Source organism: Pseudomonas sp. ICMP 561, from assembly GCF_002699985.1.
GTDB classification, from domain to species: Bacteria; Pseudomonadota; Gammaproteobacteria; order Pseudomonadales; family Pseudomonadaceae; genus Aquipseudomonas; species Aquipseudomonas quasicaspiana.
The window spans coordinates 377,407-395,182 of record NZ_LKBT01000023.1 but is presented as its reverse complement, the minus strand read 5'-3'; the positions used below and the strand labels follow the sequence as shown (position 1 = coordinate 395,182).

Sequence of the window (17,776 nt, the reverse complement as noted above, 5' to 3'; positions counted from 1 at the left end):
AAATAAATGAACACCACTAACAGTACCGCCTACAACTATCAGGTGGTCCGCCAGTTCGTCATTATGACGGTGATCTGGGGGATTGTCGGGATGGGACTTGGAGTCTTTCTCGCCGCCCAACTGGTCTGGCCTGAACTCAACTTCGATCTCCCCTGGACAAGCTTTGGTCGCTTGCGCCCGCTGCACACCAACGCGGTGATTTTTGCGTTTGGTGGCTGCGCGCTGTTTGCCAGCTCTTATTACTCGGTGCAGCGCACCTGCCAGACAACATTGTTCCTGCCGAAACTGGCGGCGTTTACGTTCTGGGGCTGGCAATTGGTGATCCTGTTGGCAGCCATCAGTCTGCCGCTGGGTTACACCAGCTCCAAGGAATACGCCGAGCTGGAATGGCCCATCGATATTCTGATCACAATCGTCTGGGTGGCTTACGCCATCGTGTTCTTCGGCACCCTAGCCACGCGCACAACCAAACATATTTATGTCGGCAACTGGTTCTTCGGTGCGTTCATCCTCACGGTTGCTGTGTTGCACATCGTCAATAATCTGGAACTGCCGGTCAGCCTGACCAAGTCCTACTCGCTGTACTCCGGCGCCACCGATGCCATGGTGCAATGGTGGTACGGGCACAACGCGGTGGGCTTTTTCCTGACCGCGGGCTTCCTGGGGATGATGTACTACTTCGTGCCGAAACAGGCCGAACGTCCGGTGTACTCCTATCGCCTGTCCATCGTGCATTTCTGGGCGCTGATCACCCTGTACATCTGGGCCGGTCCGCACCATTTGCACTACACCGCCCTGCCCGACTGGGCGCAGTCGCTGGGCATGGTGATGTCGCTGATTCTGTTAGCCCCGAGCTGGGGCGGAATGATCAACGGCATGATGACCCTTTCGGGTGCCTGGCATAAGTTGCGCAGCGACCCGATTCTGCGCTTTCTGGTGGTTTCCCTGGCGTTCTACGGCATGTCGACCTTCGAGGGTCCGATGATGGCGATCAAGACCGTCAATGCCCTCTCCCATTACACCGACTGGACCATCGGCCACGTTCACGCCGGAGCCCTGGGCTGGGTCGCCATGATCTCCATCGGCGCGCTGTACCACATGATCCCGAAAGTCTTCGGCCGCCCGCAGATGCACAGCATTGGCCTGATCAACGCGCACTTCTGGCTGGCCACTATTGGCACCGTGCTCTACATCGCATCGATGTGGGTCAACGGCATCACTCAAGGCCTGATGTGGCGCGCGGTCAACGAAGACGGCACTTTGACCTACTCCTTCGTCGAAACACTGGTGGCCAGCCATCCCGGATTCATCGTGCGCCTGGCAGGCGGCGCGATCTTCCTGCTGGGTATGTTGCTGATGGCCTACAACACCTGGCGCACCGTAAAGGCCTCCAACCCTGTCGAAGCTGCCGCTGCTGCGCAGATGGCCTGAGGAGATCGCCATGAGACATGAAACGATCGAGAAAAACGTCAGCCTGCTGATGATTCTGATGGTGCTGGCCGTCAGCGTTGGCGGCCTGACGCAAATCGTCCCGCTGTTCTTTCAGGACGTCACCAACAAACCGGTTGAGGGCATGAAGCCCTACACCGCGCTGCAACTGGAAGGCCGCGATATCTATATTCGCGAAGGCTGTGTGGGCTGCCACTCGCAGATGATCCGTCCGTTCCGCGCCGAGACCGAGCGCTATGGGCACTATTCGGTAGCGGGTGAAAGTGTCTGGGATCACCCGTTCCTGTGGGGTTCCAAGCGCACCGGACCAGACCTCGCTCGCGTCGGCGCACGCTACTCGGACGACTGGCACCGCGCGCATTTGTACAACCCGCGCAACGTCGTTCCCGAGTCGAAAATGCCTGCCTATCCCTGGCTGGTGACCCAGCAGGTAGACAGCCGCTACACCGAAGCCAAGATCAAGGCGATGCGCACCCTGGGCGTGCCTTATACCGATGACGATATCAGTGGCGCCGGTGCCTCCCTCAAAGGCAAGACCGAGATGGACGCGCTGGTTGCCTACCTGCAAGTGCTTGGCACTGCCATCAAGAGCAAGAGGTAAGCCATGGATATTCAGGACCTACGCGGGCTTGGCACGCTGATCGTGGCCATCGCATTCATCGGTATGTCGCTGTGGGTGTTCAGCAGCCGACGCAACGCTGACTTCGCCGAAGCCCGTCTGGCACCGTTTGCGGACGAGCCTTTGCCGCCCCCGGTAATCGAGCCACTTTCAAAAAAGCAGCCTGCTGTGCGGAGTAACCAGCCATGACCACTTTCTGGAGCACCTACATTTGCGTGCTGACCCTTGGCAGTCTGATAGGACTGACCTGGTTACTGATCGGCACGCGCAAGGGCGAAACCAAGGGCAGTACTGACCAGACCATGGGCCACAGCTTCGATGGCATCGAGGAATATGACAATCCGCTGCCCAAATGGTGGTTCATGTTGTTCGCCGGGACGCTGGTGTTCGCGATCGGTTATCTGATCGTGTATCCGGGGCTGGGCAACTGGAAAGGCATCGCACCCGGCTATGAAGACGGCTGGACCGGCGTCAACGAATGGCAGAAGGAAATGGACAAGGCCGATGCCCGTTTCGGGCCGATCTTCGCCAGATTTGCGGCCATGCCAGTAGAGGAAGTCGCCCAGGATCCTCAAGCGCTGAAAATGGGTGGCCGCCTGTTTGCTTCCAATTGCTCGGTTTGCCATGGCTCTGACGCCAGAGGCGCTTACGGCTTCCCGAACCTGACCGACAACGACTGGCGCTGGGGCGGCTCCGCTGACACGATCAAGACCACCATCATGGCGGGCCGGGTCGCGGCCATGCCGGCCTGGGGCACGATCATCGGCGAAGACGGTGTGAAAAACGTTGCGGCGTATGTGCGCCACTCACTGGCAGGGCTGCCACTGCCCGCTGATGACAAGGCGGATCTGGCCGCCGGACAGCAAGTGTTCAGCTCCACGTGTGTAGCCTGTCATGGCGCAACAGGCAAAGGCACCGAAGTCATGGGCGCCCCAAACCTCACACAGCCGGGCGGTTTCATCTACGGCACCAGCCTGGCGCAGTTGCAGCAGACCATTCGTCTTGGTCGCCAAGGTCATATGCCTGCTCAGGCCGATTTATTGGGCAATGACAAAGTACAGCTGCTGGCCGCTTATGTTTACAGCCTGTCGAAGGGTCCTGATCAACTCATCGACAAAGGTAAAGCGGCGCGGTAGCAAAAAGAGCAACACTGTGGACCCCTTCAACACCGCACCCTGCAACAGGGTGCGGTGGTCCCTTTTATTCGCAGATGTTCTCCCATCAAACAACATGCGAACTACTGGATTGAAATACATTTTCTGTAGGAGCTGCCGAAGGCTGCGATGCATTTCTCCCGATACACCGCGATCGCAGCCTTCAGCAGCTCCTACAGGTCCTATGTTTGTTTGCCGCGAGACAGCGTGGTACATCGCTATCGCGGCTTCGCGGTGCTCGTGCGCTCCTACAGATCCCTCGTTTGGTGCCAGACAGCGCGGTGTTATGGACACTGGAGCAGCTCGCAGCAAACAAAAAATGAAAATCTGATTTGAGATGGATTCCCAGTGTTCCTGGCACCGCGCTGTCGCGGATCAAACATAGGAACTGTAGGAGTGAGCTTGCTCGCGATTCGATTTCCTGGTCCAGGAATTTATCGACTGAACTGGCGCTATCGCGAGCAAGCTCACTCCTACAGAACCGGGAGCCCAGCGTTTCGGGACCCAAAGGTCACGTGAAAGAAACGTGCACGACATTCGTGCCATGCAAACGCTCAACGGCCTGACGAACCAGGGCTGTTCGCTTACTCTTGGCATGCTGCTAATGTCCGTTACTCCCACCCCGGATTTTACCCGTGCTACACCCTCCAGAAAATTTCTGTCCACCGGGACAGGTTTTTCCTTTACGCTCCGCGTCGGAATATGCCTGAAACGGCCAGTGAGCATGCCTGCGCCGGGTTTCATGGGTTAATAACGTTCACACTCTGATAAATAGTCGAACCGTGGAACCTGATAATGAGCACAGCAAACAGTCCGACTGCTTATAACTATAAGGTGGTCCGCCAGTTCGCCGTCATGACGGTGGTCTGGGGCATCCTGGGCATGGGGCTTGGCGTTTTCATCGCCGCACAGCTGGTCTGGCCGGAACTGAACCTGGGGCTGGAGTGGACCAGTTTCGGACGCCTGCGACCTTTGCATACCAATCTGGTGATCTTCGCGTTCGGCGGCTGCGCGCTCTTCGGCACCTCTTATTACGTGGTGCAACGCACGTGTCAGACCCGGCTGATTTCCGATGGCATGGCGGCGTTCTCGTTCTGGGGCTGGCAAGCGGTGATCGTCAGCGCCATCATCACCCTGCCGATGGGCTACACCACCACCAAGGAATACGCTGAACTGGAATGGCCGATAGCGATTCTGCTGACCATTGTCTGGGTGGTGTATGGCGCGGTGTTTTTCGGCACCATCGTCAAGCGCAAGACCCGACACATCTATGTCGCCAACTGGTTCTACGGTGCATTTATTGTTGTCACCGCCATGCTGCACATCGTTAACCACATCTCGTTGCCAGTCAGCCTGTTCAAATCCTACTCAGCCTACGCGGGCGCCACCGACGCGATGATTCAATGGTGGTACGGCCACAACGCAGTGGGTTTCTTCCTGACCACCGGCTTCCTCGGCATGATGTATTACTTCGTGCCCAAGCAGGCTGAGCGGCCAATCTATTCGTATCGCCTGTCCATCGTGCACTTCTGGGCGCTGATCACCCTGTACATCTGGGCCGGTCCGCACCACCTGCATTACACAGCCCTGCCCGACTGGGCGCAGTCGTTGGGCATGGTGATGTCGATCATTCTCCTCGCGCCAAGCTGGGGCGGGATGATCAACGGCATGATGACCCTCTCGGGCGCGTGGCATAAATTGCGCACGGACCCGATCCTGCGGTTTCTGGTGGTGTCCTTGGCGTTCTACGGCATGTCGACCTTCGAAGGGCCGATGATGGCGATCAAGACGGTCAACGCCCTTTCCCACTACACCGACTGGACCATCGGCCACGTGCATGCAGGCGCATTGGGCTGGGTAGCGATGATCACTATAGGCGCGACGTATCACATGATCCCCAAAGTGTTTGGTAGGCCGCAGATGCACAGCATCGGCCTGATCAACGCGCACTTCTGGCTGGCGACCATTGGCACCGTGCTGTACATCGCGTCGATGTGGGTCAACGGCATCACCCAGGGCCTGATGTGGCGAGCGATCAACGACGACGGCACGCTGACTTACTCCTTCGTCGAGGCGCTGCAAGCCAGCCACCCGGGTTACATCGTGCGAATGATCGGCGGCGCGACCTTCGCCAGCGGCATGCTGCTCATGGCTTATAACGTCTGGCGCACCGTGCGTGCTTCCAACCCCGAAGAAGCAGAAGCCGCAGCACAAATCGCCGTGGTGGGGGCTCACCGATGAAGCACGAACTCCTCGAAAAGAACATTGGCCTTCTGGCCCTCTGCATGGTCATCGCCGTCAGCATCGGCGGCCTGACGCAAATCGTCCCGCTGTTTTTTCAGGACGTGACCAACAAGCCGGTGGAAGGCATGAAGCCGCGTACCGCGCTGGAAGTCGAAGGCCGCGACGTTTACATCGCCAACGGCTGTGTCGGTTGTCACTCGCAGATGATTCGTCCGTTCCGCGCCGAAACCGAACGCTATGGTCATTACTCGGTGGCGGGCGAAAGCGTCTGGGATCATCCATTCCTGTGGGGCTCCAAACGCACCGGGCCGGACCTGGCGCGGGTCGGCGGCCGCTACTCGGACGACTGGCATCGGGCGCATTTGTACAACCCGCGCAACGTGGTCCCGGAATCGAAAATGCCGGCCTATCCGTGGCTGGTCGAGAAGCATCTGGATGGCAAGGACACCGCGAAGAAAATGGAAGTCCTGCGCACGTTGGGTACACCTTATACCGACGCAGACATCGCTGGCGCTCAGGCGGCAGTGAAAGGCAAAACCGAAATGGATGCACTGGTGGCCTATCTGCAAGGCCTCGGCACCGTCATTAAAAGCAAGCGGTGATCTGGATGGATATCGGGATGATTCGGGGTCTTGGCACCCTGGTGGTGATGGTGGCCTTCATCGGTCTGGCGCTCTGGGTGTTCAGCCCCCGGCGCAAGACAGAGTTTGATGATGCAACCCTGTTGCCCTTCGCGGACGATCCCGAAGCGATCAAAAAGGTCGAGCAGGAAAAAGCATTCAGGAGCAAGCAATGAGCACGTTCTGGAGTCTGTACGTCACCGTCCTGACGCTGGGCACGGTCTTCGCTCTGACGTGGCTACTGCTTTCCACCCGCAAGGGCCAGCGTGATGACACCACCGAAGAAACCGTCGGCCACGCCTTTGACGGCATCGAGGAGTACGACAACCCGCTGCCCAAGTGGTGGTTCATGCTGTTTATCGGCACGATTATTTTCGCGCTGGGCTATCTGGTGCTGTACCCCGGACTGGGTAACTGGAAAGGTCTCTGGCCGGGCTACGGTTACATGAATACCGACAAGAAAATCGAGTTCTCCGACGGTCAAACCGGCTGGACGGCCGTGCATGAATGGGAAAAGGAAATGGCGCGGGCCGAGGCGCGTTTCGGGCCGATTTACGCTAAATTTGCGTCGATGCCCATCGAGGAAGTCGCCAAGGATCCGCAGGCCCTGAAGATGGGCGGCCGCCTGTTCGCGTCCAACTGTTCGGTGTGTCATGGCTCCGACGCCAAAGGCGCTTATGGCTTTCCGAACCTGACCGATGCCGACTGGCGCTGGGGCGGCAACCCGGAAACCATCAAAGCCACGATCATGGGCGGCCGCCACGCGGTGATGCCCGCATGGGGGGAGGCCCTCCAGGAACAAGGCGTGCGCGATGTGTCGGCGTACGTGCTGACCGCGCTCAGCGGCCGCAAATTGCCGGAAGATGCCAAAGCTGATCCGGTGGCCGGGCAGAAGATATTTACCACTACCTGCGTCGCCTGCCACGGCCCGCAAGGCAAAGGCACGCAAGTGCTGGGTGCTCCAGACCTGACCCATCCAGGGTCGTACATCTACGGATCCAGTTACGCGCAGTTGCAACAAACCATACGCTACGGCCGTCAGGGCCAGATGCCTGCACAGGCAGCGATTCAGGGCAATGACCGGGTGCATATTCTGGCGGCGTATGTGTATAGCTTGTCGCGGGGGGACAAACCTCAAGAACCTGAACAGGCTTCAAAATGAACAGGTAGGAGCGAACTTGTTCGCGAGGCGATATATCTGACACACCGCCTCGCCAACAAGTTGGCTCCTACCATGACCGCGTTACGAACAAAAACCTGCACATCATCTGCAAATCAATTGACCCGAATCAGCACGCTCTACACCGGTTTGCATCAGGATTAACCGCACCCGTTAGCCAAGACTGCAGGCGTATCATGGCCTTCATAACAGCACGCTCCTGACCACAGAGGCATTTTTCCACCGCCGTGGGACACACCGATGAGCAATAACATTCCGGTCGCCAACGTTACACCACCGTCTGAAGGCGGCCACAAGACGGTCGACCTCTACGCCTCGCGGGAAAAAATCTACACCCGCGCGTTCACCGGCCTGTTCCGTAATCTGCGCATGCTCGGCGGCGCTCTGCTGTTCCTGATTTACTTCGGTACGGTCTGGTTGAACCGGGATGGGCATCAGGCCGTGTGGTGGAACCTGCCGGAGCGCAAGTTCTACATCTTTGGCGCGACCTTCTGGCCACAGGATTTCATCCTGCTCTCCGGCATTCTCATCGTCAGCGCGTTTGGCCTGTTTTTCATCACTGTGTACGCCGGTCGGGTCTGGTGCGGCTACACCTGCCCGCAAAGTGTCTGGACCTGGATTTTCATGTGGTGCGAAAAGGTCACCGAAGGCGACCGCAACCAACGCATCAAGCTCGATAAAGCGCCCATGAGCGCCAACAAGTTCGTGCGTAAATTTGCTAAACACAGCCTCTGGCTGTTGATTGGTTTCCTCACCGGGCTCACCTTTGTCGGCTACTTCTCGCCGATTCGCGACCTGATCACCGAGTTTTTCACCGGTCAGGCGGACAGCTGGGCGTATTTCTGGGTTGGCTTCTTCACCCTCGCGACTTACGGCAATGCGGGCTGGCTGCGTGAGCAAGTGTGTATTTACATGTGCCCCTATGCGCGGTTTCAGAGTGTGATGTTCGACAAGGACACCCTGATCGTGTCCTATGACCCACGCCGTGGCGAGCTACGTGGCCCGCGTAAAAAGGATCAGGACTACAAGACGCAAGGTCTGGGCGACTGCATCGATTGCACGATGTGCGTGCAGGTCTGCCCTACCGGCATCGACATTCGCGACGGCCTGCAAGTGGAGTGCATAGGCTGCGCTGCCTGCATCGATGCCTGCGACAGCATCATGGACAAGATGAACTACCCGCGCGGGCTGATCAGCTACACCACCGAGCATAATCTTTCCGGTCAGGTCACTCACACGCTACGGCCGCGTCTGATCGGCTATGCGGCAGTGTTGCTGTTAATGATCGGCCTGCTGGTCTCGGCGTTCTTGATGCGCTCGCTGGTCGGCTTCGACGTCAGCAAGGACCGCGTGCTGTATCGAGAAAACGCCGAAGGCCGGATCGAGAATGTCTACAGCCTGAAGGTCATGAACAAGGACCAGGTGGATCACACCTATGTGCTTGACGTCACTGGCCTGCCAGACCTGAAATTGCAGGGGCGGCGTGAATTCAAAGTGGCTGCCGGGGATATTTTCAGCATGCCCGTGGAGCTGTCCATCGCGCCCGAAAAACTGCCATCCAGCACCAACGAGGTGATTTTCATCCTCAAGGATGCCGACGGCGATGCTCACGCAGAAACCAGGAGCCGTTTTATCGGCCCGCAAGTTCGTTAAAGAGAGCTGCCCATGTCCGTCGCAACTGCGCAAAGCCCTTGGTACAAGCACATCTGGCCCTGGATCCTGATTGGCATTCTGACCTGCTCGGTGACGCTGTCTCTGACCATGGTGACCATCGCAGTGAATAACCCTGACAATCTGGTCAACGACAATTATTACGAAGCGGGCAAAGGCATCAACCGTTCACTGGACCGCGAACTGCTGGCCCAGACGCTCATGCTGCGGGCCAGTGTTCATCTGGATGAACTGACAGGCGAAGCAGACGTGCGCCTGACAGGCAACAGCAGGCCGCATACCCTGGAACTGAACCTGATTTCCCCGACCCAGCCGCAAAAAGACCGGAAAATGGTTTTGATGCAGAGCAGCTCCGAACCTGACCGCTACATCGGGCAATTGACCGATAAAATCGAGGGCCGTCGGTTTGTCGAGTTGCTGGGTGTTGAAAACGGTCAGACCTGGCGCCTGTTCGAAGAAGAACAGATCAGCCAGGACAAAGACCTTGCACTGGGCGATGAAGCGATTCAGGGTGCGGAAGATTTGAGTAAGTGAGCGCAACGCACAATTGCGGCGGGAACTGCCCCGGCGTCCATGGCACCGCGCTGTCGCGCAGCAAACACAGAACCCGTAGGAACTGCCGAAGGCTGCGATCGCGGTGTATCAGGAGAAATGCATCGCAGCCTTCGGCAGCTCCTACAGAAAATGCATTCCAATCCAGTATTTTGCTGTTGTTTGATGAGGGCGAGCTTGTTCGCGAGGCGGTGTGCCTGAATAACCGCGTCATGCCCTCTCGCCAACAAGTTGGCTCCTACCGTTGTTCTGCTGCGACCCAAAGACCATGACCACACCCACCCCCTGCTACCACTGCGCCCTGCCCGTCCCGACGGGCAGTCGCTTTACCGCCGTCGTGCTCGGAGAAACCCGGGCGATGTGCTGTCCGGGGTGTCAGGCCGTGGCTGAGTCTATCGTCGCTGGCGGGCTGGAAAGTTATTACAGCCATCGCGACAAGGCGTCGGCCAACCCTGACACCCTGCCCCTGCAATTGCCGGATGAACTGGCGCTGTACGACCGCGCCGATGTGCAGGCTCCGTTTGTTCGGCATCAGGGCGAACTCGCAGAAACGACGCTGCTGATGGAAGGCATCAGTTGCGCGGCCTGTGGCTGGCTCATCGAGCGTCACTTGCGGGCACTGCCTGCGGTGACTGAAGCACGCCTGAACCTGTCCAGCCATCGACTGCATGTCAGTTGGTCAGACAGCCAGATGCCCTTGAGTGAGCTGCTCGGCCAATTACGCAGCATTGGCTACGTTGCCCACCCTTATGAGGCCGACCGGGCCACAGTAAAACTCGCTGAAAAAAACCGCCTGGCGCTGCGACAGCTCGGCGTGGCCGGTTTGCTGTGGTTCCAGGCGATGATGGCAACCATGGCCACATGGCCGGAATTCAACATCGACCTCAGCCCGGACATGCACACCATCCTGCGCTGGGTCGCAATGTTTCTGACGACGCCCATCGTCTTCTACAGTTGCGCGCCATTCTTTCGTGGTGCTGTGCGCGACCTGCGCACCCGCCACCTGACCATGGACGTTTCCGTATCCCTGGCGATTGGCGGGGCTTACGTCGCGGGCATCTGGACCGCCATCACCGGCAACGGCGAGCTGTATTTCGACGCCGTGGGCATGTTCGCCCTGTTCCTGCTGGCCGGGCGCTATCTGGAACGCCGCGCCCGGGAACGCACTGCGGCGGCCACTGCACAACTGGTCAATCTGCTACCCGCGTCGTGCCTGCGCCTCGATCAACAGGGACAGTCTGAACGGATTCTGCTCAGCGAACTGCGCCTGGGTGATCAGGTGCTGGTGCAGCCCGGCACCGTGCTGCCTGCCGACGGCAAAATCATCGAAGGCCGCTCAAGTATTGATGAATCGCTGCTGACCGGCGAATACCTGCCCCAGCCGCGAAGTTCCGGCGACGCAGTCACGGCGGGCACCTTGAACGTTGAAAGCGTGCTCACAGTGGAAGTCCTGGCGCTGGGCCACGAGACGCGCTTGTCAGCCATTGTTCGCCTGCTCGACCGGGCACAGACAGAAAAACCCCGACTGGCGGAAATCGCTGATCGGGCGGCGCAGTGGTTTCTGTTGCTTTCACTGGTTGCAGCAGCGGTTATCGGCGTCGTCTGGTGGCAGATCGATTCATCGCGAGCATTCTGGATCATTCTCGCGATGCTGGTCGCCACTTGCCCATGCGCCCTCTCCCTCGCGACCCCGACAGCGCTCACCGCCGCCACCGGCACGCTGCACAAATTCGGTCTGTTGCTAACCCGCGGCCACGTCCTTGAGGGACTCAACCAGATCGACACGGTGATTTTCGACAAGACCGGCACCCTGACCGAAGGAAAACTGGCGCTGCGCAGCATCCAGCCGCTGGGTGAGCTGGACGCCGACGCGTGCCTGAGCCTTGCCGCCGCGCTGGAAAACCGCTCGGAGCATCCCATCGCAAAAGCGTTCGGCCGCGCCCCCATTGCAGCCGGGGAAGTCTTCAACCGAACCGGGCTGGGCCTTGAGGGCATCGTCAACGGTCAGATGTTGCGGATCGGGCAACCGGCTTTTGTCTGCGCCTTGAGCGCCAGCGATCTTCCCCCCGCACCGACGCACTCCGGGCAACATCTGTTACTGGGCGACCGCAATGGGCCGCTGGCCTGGTTCATTCTTGATGATCGTCTGCGTGAAAACGCCCACGAACTGCTGCAAGCCTGCAAAACGCGCGGCTGGAAAACTCTGCTGCTGTCCGGTGACAGTTCGCCAATGGTTGCCCAGGTCGCCGCCGAACTGGGCATCGACGAGGCCCGTGGCAGCCTGCGCCCTGACGACAAGCTGGCGGTGCTGCAAGCGTTGCATCGTCAGGGTCGCAAGGTTTTGATGCTTGGCGACGGCGTGAATGACGTGCCGGTACTGGCGGCTGCCGATATCAGTGTCGCCATGGGCTCGGCCACAGACCTGGCGAAAACCAGCGCCGATGCGGTGTTGTTGTCCAATCGCTTGCAGGCGCTGGTTCAGGCCTTTGCTCTGGCGCGTCGGACTCGACGGGTAATCATCGAAAACCTGCTCTGGGCCGGACTGTACAATGGCCTCATGCTGCCGTTCGCGGCGCTGGGCTGGATTACACCAATATGGGCTGCGGTGGGCATGTCCATCAGCTCATTGACGGTGGTACTCAACGCCCTGCGCCTGACTCGCGCGCCGCCCATCACAGACGATAATCGGCAGTGCTCCCCGGAGGCTTTATGCCAGCGCTCTACATCATGATCCCGGCGGCATTGCTGCTGGTCGGCGTGGCGATTTACATCTTCTTCTGGGCAGTGGACAGCGGCCAGTACGACGACATGGAAGGCCCCGCCCACAGCATTCTTTTTGATGAGCAGGACCCGAAACATCAAGCGGCGGTGGATGAGGTTGCGGGCAGGAAAAAAGATGAATCTGATGGTTGAGCTAAACCCACCCCGTAGGACCGGCTTTAGCCGGGAGGGGGCCTGTACAATCACTGCATTTGCGTCTTCGGGGAAGCAGCCCTCCCGGCTAAAGCCGGTCCTACGAAGCGACCGCAAATGACCGACCTCGCACCCCTCCTGATCTCAGCCCTGATCCTCGGTCTGCTCGGTGGCGGCCACTGTCTGGGCATGTGCGGCGGGTTGATGGGTGCGCTGACGCTGGCGATTCCGAAGGAGCAACGCAGCCGACGTTTCCGACTGCTGCTGGCCTACAACCTTGGACGGATCTTGAGTTACACCTGCGCAGGTCTGCTGACCGGCCTGGCAGGCTGGGCCGTGACCAACAGCCCTGGCGCAACGACCTTGCGAGTCATCGCCGCACTGCTGTTGATCACCATGGGCCTGTATCTGGCCGGATGGTGGAGCGGCCTGACCCGTATCGAACGCCTGGGCCGCGGGCTGTGGCGCTATATCCAGCCACTGGCAAGTCGCTTGCTGCCGGTGTCGAGCCTACCTCGGGCGCTGTTGCTCGGAGCCCTGTGGGGCTGGCTGCCGTGTGGTCTGGTTTACAGCACGCTACTCTGGTCGGCGAGTCAGGGCAATGCCATCGACAGCGCCCTGCTGATGCTGGCTTTCGGTGTCGGCACTTGCCCGGTGCTGCTGGCCACCGGCCTTGCGGCGGAGCGCACGACCGCGTTTTTGCGTCAGCGTGGCGTACGCATGGCGGGTGGCCTGCTGGTGATTGCCTTCGGACTCTGGACACTGCCCGGCCCGCATCAGCACTGGTTGATGGGCCATTGATCCATATCAAAGGATCGAGCGCGCACTTCCCTAGACTGACCGACACTGCCAGCCTACCCAGGGAACGCCAACATGCTCGACGCCATCCGTTGGGATTCTGATCTGATTCGCCGCTACGATCTGGCGGGCCCGCGTTACACCTCCTACCCTACAGCGGTGCAATTTCACACTCAGGTCGGCGCTTTCGACTTCTTGCATGCGCTTCGCGACAGCCGCAAGGCCATTCGTCCCCTGTCGCTCTACGTGCATATCCCGTTCTGCGCCAACATTTGCTACTACTGTGCCTGCAACAAAGTCATCACCAAGGACCGAGGTCGCGCCCAGGTTTATCTGCAAAGGCTTGAGAATGAAATCCAGATGATCGCCAGCCACCTGGATCCTGGTCAGGTCGTCGAACAACTGCACTTTGGCGGGGGCACGCCGACCTTCCTCAGCCATGACGAACTGCGTCAGTTGATGGGCCATCTGCGTCAGCACTTCAATCTGCTGGACGATGACTCCGGCGACTACGGCATAGAAATCGACCCGCGCGAAGCTGACTGGTCGACCATGGGGCTGCTGCGGGAGCTGGGTTTCAACCGGGTCAGCCTTGGGGTACAGGATCTGGATCCGCAGGTTCAACGTGCAGTGAACCGCTTGCAGAGTCTGGAAGAAACGCGAGCGATCATTGAAGCCGCACGGACCTTGCAGTTTCGCTCGGTCAACATCGACCTGATCTACGGCCTGCCTAAACAGACGCCGCAGGGCTTTGCCCGCACAGTGGACGAAATCATTGCCCTGCAACCCGATCGGTTGTCAGTGTTCAATTACGCGCACCTGCCCGAGCGCTTCATGCCGCAACGGCGCATCGACAGCAACGATCTGCCGCCGCCGGAAGCCAAGCTGCAGATGCTTGAACACACCATCGAGCAATTGACCAAAGCCGGATACCGCTACATCGGCATGGATCACTTCGCCCTGCCCGACGATGAACTGGCCATTGCGCAGGAAGAACTGACCCTGCAACGCAACTTCCAGGGCTACACCACACATGGCCACTGCGACCTGGTTGGGTTAGGGGTTTCCGCGATCAGCCAGATTGGCGATCTGTACAGCCAGAACAGCAACGACCTGGCTGACTATCAAAGCCAGTTGGCCAGTGACCAGTTGGCAACCAAGCGTGGCCTGATCTGCAATCAGGACGATCGCCTGCGCAGAGCGGTGATTCAGCAATTGATCTGCCATTTCAGTCTGGATTTCGCCGATATCGAAACCCGGTTCGATATCGACTTTCGGGCTTGTTTCAACGATTTGTGGCCGCAGCTCAGCAGCATGGCCAACGACGGGCTGATCAGCCTGAAATCCACAGGCATTCAGGTGCTGCCCGCGGGCCGATTGCTGGTGCGCTCGGTGTGCATGGTGTTCGATGCCTACCTGACCCAGCAGAATCGCCAGCGTTTTTCACGGGTGATATGAACGGCGCTGACCTGTAGCTGCCGAAGGCTGCGATGTCGGTGTGTCAGAAGGATCGCTTTCGCAGCCTTCGGCAGCTCCTACAGGACGGGCCGCTCGCTTACATCTTGGCCAGCATCAGCATGCTGGCCTTGGCTTTATCGTCCGACTTCAGCTGTAGCGCGTTCATGACGTTGGACAAATCACCAGCGGAGGTACTGATCTGACGCTGATAAACCGCCGAAACGGTTTGCAGTGCAGCCGCTTTGGCCTGGCGCATATCGGGGCTCAAGGACTTGTCGTTCAGGGTCTTTTGCAACTCGGTATTCGATTGCGCCAGCCTTTTCTGGGTATCACGCAACGAAATGAGGGCCTTCTGCACCGGGTCAGGCAAACCACTTTGCTTGATATCAGCATTGGCCGAGCCCGTTAACGCCGCACGAGCCAGGCCGGCAGGCGAAAGATTGACTTCTACGCTCTGCGAGGCTGGCGCAGTCGGCGTGCTCTGTGGAGCGGCCTTTTCGGCAGCGGTTTTCTGCGCGGCGGCATTGGATGCCAGAAAAGCCCGACTGATGGCGGTAAGCGCGGATGACCACATGAGCGGCGACCTGTTCAAGGATGCGGATTAACCAGAACTATCGACCAATGCACGCAAAGCTTGATAGCCATCCGGCGGCTCGTCGCTGGTCTGAACAGTCCCGGGTGAGTTACCCTTATGACTTATGTGTGATTAACCACAAGGAATAAAGTGATGCCCGAGCCAGTCAAAGTACGCGCTCATACCCAGGCCCATTGCAAGGATTGCAGTCTGGCTCCGCTGTGCTTGCCACTTTCCTTGAATCTCGACGACATGGATGCCCTGGACCAGATCGTCAAACGCGGCCGACCGCTGAAAAAAGGCGAGTTCCTGTTCCGTCAGGGTGACACGTTCGGCTCGGTGTACGCGGTACGCTCCGGCGCACTGAAAACCTTCAATATCAGCGACGGTGGCGAAGAACAACTGACCGGTTTCCACTTGCCCAGCGAACTGGTGGGCATGTCGGGCATGGACGCCGAAGCCTATCCAGTTTCGGCCCAGGCGCTGGAAACCACCTCGGTCTGCGAAATTCCCTTCGAGCGTCTGGACGAATTGTCCGTGCAATTGCCACAACTGCGTCGTCAGTTGATGCGGGTCATGAGCCGGGAAATCCGTGACGATCAGCAAATGATGTTGCTGTTGTCGAAAAAGAACGCGGACGAACGCATCGCGACATTTCTGGTCAACCTGTCCGCACGCTTCCGTGCACGGGGCTTCTCGGCCAACCAGTTCCGCCTGAGCATGTCGCGCAACGAAATCGGTAATCATCTGGGGCTGGCGGTGGAAACCGTTTCCCGTGTGTTCACCCGCTTTCAGCAAAACGAATTGATTGCAGCTGAGGGCAAAGAGATCAGAATCCTTGATCCGATCCAGCTCTGCGCACTGGCAGGCGGGGCTATCGAAAGCTGAACAGACTGCGTGAAAACGTAGCGAGCGATGACAAGACAAGGCAAAAACAGGCGAAAAACGGCCGGGGTCGCGCCCGACTCTAGTGTTCTAAATGAGCATTTTTCGCCTGTTTTTAACGCAGTATTGTGTGCGTAGCAACGAAGTTGCCCAGCCTGCAGTAGTTTTCACGGAGTCTGTGGGGTGCGATTCAGGGCTGGCGCCTTTAGACTAGGCCATCGATACAAACCTCCAGCCCTGGACCCATTTGATGATTTTCGACGAAGCCAGCTTTAAATCCTTGATTCGCCCGGTAGTGGACTTTCCCAAGCCGGGCGTCATCTTTCGCGATATCACCCCGCTGTTCCAGTCTCCCAAGGCTACGCGCCTTGTGATGGATAGCTTCGTGCAGCGCTACATAGAGGCTGACTTCAGCCATATCGGCGTGATGGACGCACGGGGTTTTCTGATCGGTTCGATTGTGGCTTATGAGCTGAACAAGCCGCTGATCCTGTTTCGCAAGCAAGGCAAATTGCCTGCTGACGTACTGTCAGAGGGTTATCAGACTGAATACGGTGAGGCATTTCTAGAAGTGCATGCCGACAGCCTGTGCGATGGCGACTCCGTGGTGATGTTCGACGACCTGATCGCCACTGGCGGAACGCTTATCGCTGCTGCCAACTTGATCCGCCGCATGGGCGCGAAGATCCACGAAGCCGCTGCGATCATCGATCTGCCAGAACTGGGCGGTTCAAAGCGCCTTCAGGACCTGCAGATTCCAACGTTCTGCCTGACGAGCTTTGGGGTGACGGAGTAAGACTTGAATCTGCGGAGGATTCTGTTGGCCGCAATCTCGTAGGACCGGCTTTAGCCGGGAGAGCGGTATTTCTCACGAGGAATATGTAGTGAATGTCCCGACGCCCTCCCGGCTAAAGCGGAACGCCGCCCGGCCGGTCCTACGGAATAGCGCAGTCTATGTGTGCGAATTCATTCGCGAATGAATTCGCTCCCACAGTAAATCGCATTTCAATCCAGACATGGATGCGCGGCCTGGTTAAGTATCAGTGCTTACAACGCAATCGGCTTACGCCCTGCAAACGAGTGGGCCAGCGTCCCGCCGTCCACCAGTTCCAGCTCGCCACCCAGTGGCACGCCATGAGCGATGCGTGAGGTGATCAGACCTTTGTTGGTCAGCAACTGCGCGATATAGTGTGCGGTGGCTTCGCCCTCGACCGTAGGATTGGTCGCCAGGATGACTTCACTGAAGGTCCCCTGCTCGTTGATGCGTGCCAGCAGTTGAGGAATACCAATGGCTTCCGGGCCCAGCCCGTCCAGTGGTGACAAGTGGCCTTTGAGCACGAAGTAGCGCCCGCGATAACCGGTCTGCTCCACGGCGTAAACATCCATCGGCCCTTCCACTACGCACAGTAATGTGTCGTCGCGGCGGTTGTCCGAACATTGCGGGCACAGATCGTCTTCAGTCAGGGTGCGGCACTGCCGACAGTGCCCAACCCCTTCCATCGCCTGGCTCAACGCCAGCGCCAGCCGTGAACCGCCACTGCGATCACGCTCAAGCAATTGCAGCGCCATGCGTTGCGCAGTTTTTTGACCGACACCCGGCAGGGTACGCAGGGCATCGATCAGTTGGCGAATCAGTGGGCTGAAGCTCATGGAGAAAGG

The 17,776-nt window shown here is 58.7% G+C and carries 18 protein-coding genes; 16 read left to right on the top strand and 2 right to left on the bottom strand.

Annotated features, from left to right (window positions below; all coding sequences use genetic code 11):
* Positions 1-6: 6 nt before the first annotated feature.
* The 14 genes from ccoN (AO242_RS18160) (at position 7) to hemN (ending at position 14,658) form a co-directional block, all read left to right on the top strand.
* On the top strand, positions 7-1,431 hold the full coding sequence (gene ccoN, locus AO242_RS18160) for a cytochrome-c oxidase, cbb3-type subunit I (RefSeq protein ID WP_099269809.1): 1,425 nt from the start codon (positions 7-9) through the stop codon (positions 1,429-1,431).
* Between the two features lie 10 nt (positions 1,432-1,441).
* Positions 1,442-2,050, top strand: coding sequence for a cytochrome-c oxidase, cbb3-type subunit II (gene ccoO / locus AO242_RS18155; protein WP_099269808.1), 609 nt, complete (start codon positions 1,442-1,444; stop codon positions 2,048-2,050).
* A 3-nt stretch (positions 2,051-2,053) separates the two neighbouring features.
* Complete coding sequence (locus AO242_RS18150) at positions 2,054-2,257, top strand: cbb3-type cytochrome oxidase subunit 3 (RefSeq protein ID WP_099269807.1); 204 nt, start codon at positions 2,054-2,056, stop codon at positions 2,255-2,257.
* Entirely contained in the window at positions 2,254-3,204 is a 951-nt protein-coding gene (gene ccoP / locus AO242_RS18145) for a cytochrome-c oxidase, cbb3-type subunit III (protein WP_099269806.1), read from the top strand. The genes AO242_RS18150 and ccoP (AO242_RS18145) overlap by 4 nt, the downstream gene beginning before the upstream one ends.
* An 813-nt stretch (positions 3,205-4,017) precedes the next feature.
* Positions 4,018-5,463 (top strand): cytochrome-c oxidase, cbb3-type subunit I, encoded by a 1,446-nt coding sequence (gene ccoN / locus AO242_RS18140; RefSeq protein WP_099269805.1) that lies wholly within the window; start codon positions 4,018-4,020, stop codon positions 5,461-5,463.
* On the top strand, positions 5,460-6,068 hold the full coding sequence (gene ccoO / locus AO242_RS18135) for a cytochrome-c oxidase, cbb3-type subunit II (protein WP_027898346.1): 609 nt from the start codon (positions 5,460-5,462) through the stop codon (positions 6,066-6,068). Before ccoN (AO242_RS18140) ends, ccoO (AO242_RS18135) begins: the two co-directional genes overlap by 4 nt.
* 5 nt (positions 6,069-6,073) lie before the next feature.
* Positions 6,074-6,262 carry a cbb3-type cytochrome oxidase subunit 3 gene (locus AO242_RS18130; RefSeq protein WP_099269804.1) on the top strand — a complete coding sequence of 63 codons (189 nt, stop codon included), beginning with the start codon at positions 6,074-6,076 and terminating at the stop codon, positions 6,260-6,262.
* Entirely contained in the window at positions 6,259-7,248 is a 990-nt protein-coding gene (ccoP, locus tag AO242_RS18125) for a cytochrome-c oxidase, cbb3-type subunit III (RefSeq protein WP_099269803.1), read from the top strand. Before AO242_RS18130 ends, ccoP (AO242_RS18125) begins: the two co-directional genes overlap by 4 nt.
* 258 nt (positions 7,249-7,506) lie before the next feature.
* Positions 7,507-8,919, top strand: a complete 1,413-nt coding sequence (gene ccoG / locus AO242_RS18120) for a cytochrome c oxidase accessory protein CcoG (RefSeq protein ID WP_099269802.1) — start codon at positions 7,507-7,509, stop codon at positions 8,917-8,919.
* Between the two features lie 12 nt (positions 8,920-8,931).
* The gene (locus AO242_RS18115; protein WP_099269801.1) at positions 8,932-9,471 is read left to right on the top strand and encodes a FixH family protein; all 540 of its coding nucleotides are present in this window, start codon (positions 8,932-8,934) and stop codon (positions 9,469-9,471) included.
* A gap of 286 nt (positions 9,472-9,757) precedes the next feature.
* On the top strand, positions 9,758-12,220 hold the full coding sequence (locus AO242_RS18110; protein ID WP_099269800.1) for a heavy metal translocating P-type ATPase: 2,463 nt from the start codon (positions 9,758-9,760) through the stop codon (positions 12,218-12,220).
* A complete protein-coding gene (gene ccoS, locus AO242_RS18105; protein WP_099269799.1) occupies positions 12,199-12,402 on the top strand; it encodes a cbb3-type cytochrome oxidase assembly protein CcoS in 204 nt (67 codons plus the stop codon). The genes AO242_RS18110 and ccoS overlap by 22 nt, the downstream gene beginning before the upstream one ends.
* A 117-nt stretch (positions 12,403-12,519) precedes the next feature.
* Entirely contained in the window at positions 12,520-13,203 is a 684-nt protein-coding gene (locus AO242_RS18100; protein ID WP_099269798.1) for a sulfite exporter TauE/SafE family protein, read from the top strand.
* A gap of 72 nt (positions 13,204-13,275) precedes the next feature.
* A complete protein-coding gene (hemN, locus tag AO242_RS18095; protein WP_099269797.1) occupies positions 13,276-14,658 on the top strand; it encodes an oxygen-independent coproporphyrinogen III oxidase in 1,383 nt (460 codons plus the stop codon).
* Between the two features lie 97 nt (positions 14,659-14,755).
* On the opposite strand, the gene AO242_RS18090 is transcribed toward hemN, so the two are convergent.
* On the bottom strand, positions 14,756-15,232 hold the full coding sequence (locus tag AO242_RS18090) for a hypothetical protein (protein ID WP_049827012.1): 477 nt from the start codon (positions 15,230-15,232) through the stop codon (positions 14,756-14,758).
* Between the two features lie 153 nt (positions 15,233-15,385).
* On the opposite strand from AO242_RS18090, the gene fnr reads away from it, so the two are divergent.
* Together fnr and AO242_RS18080 are read left to right on the top strand one after the other, a co-directional pair.
* Positions 15,386-16,120, top strand: coding sequence for a fumarate/nitrate reduction transcriptional regulator Fnr (gene fnr / locus AO242_RS18085; RefSeq protein WP_027900958.1), 735 nt, complete (start codon positions 15,386-15,388; stop codon positions 16,118-16,120).
* 247 nt (positions 16,121-16,367) lie between these two features.
* Positions 16,368-16,913 (top strand): adenine phosphoribosyltransferase, encoded by a 546-nt coding sequence (locus AO242_RS18080; protein ID WP_099269796.1) that lies wholly within the window; start codon positions 16,368-16,370, stop codon positions 16,911-16,913.
* Positions 16,914-17,164: 251 nt separating this feature from the next.
* On the opposite strand, the gene recR is transcribed toward AO242_RS18080, so the two are convergent.
* The gene (gene recR, locus AO242_RS18075) at positions 17,165-17,767 is read right to left on the bottom strand and encodes a recombination mediator RecR (protein ID WP_027900956.1); all 603 of its coding nucleotides are present in this window, start codon (positions 17,765-17,767) and stop codon (positions 17,165-17,167) included.
* Positions 17,768-17,776 lie beyond the last annotated feature (9 nt).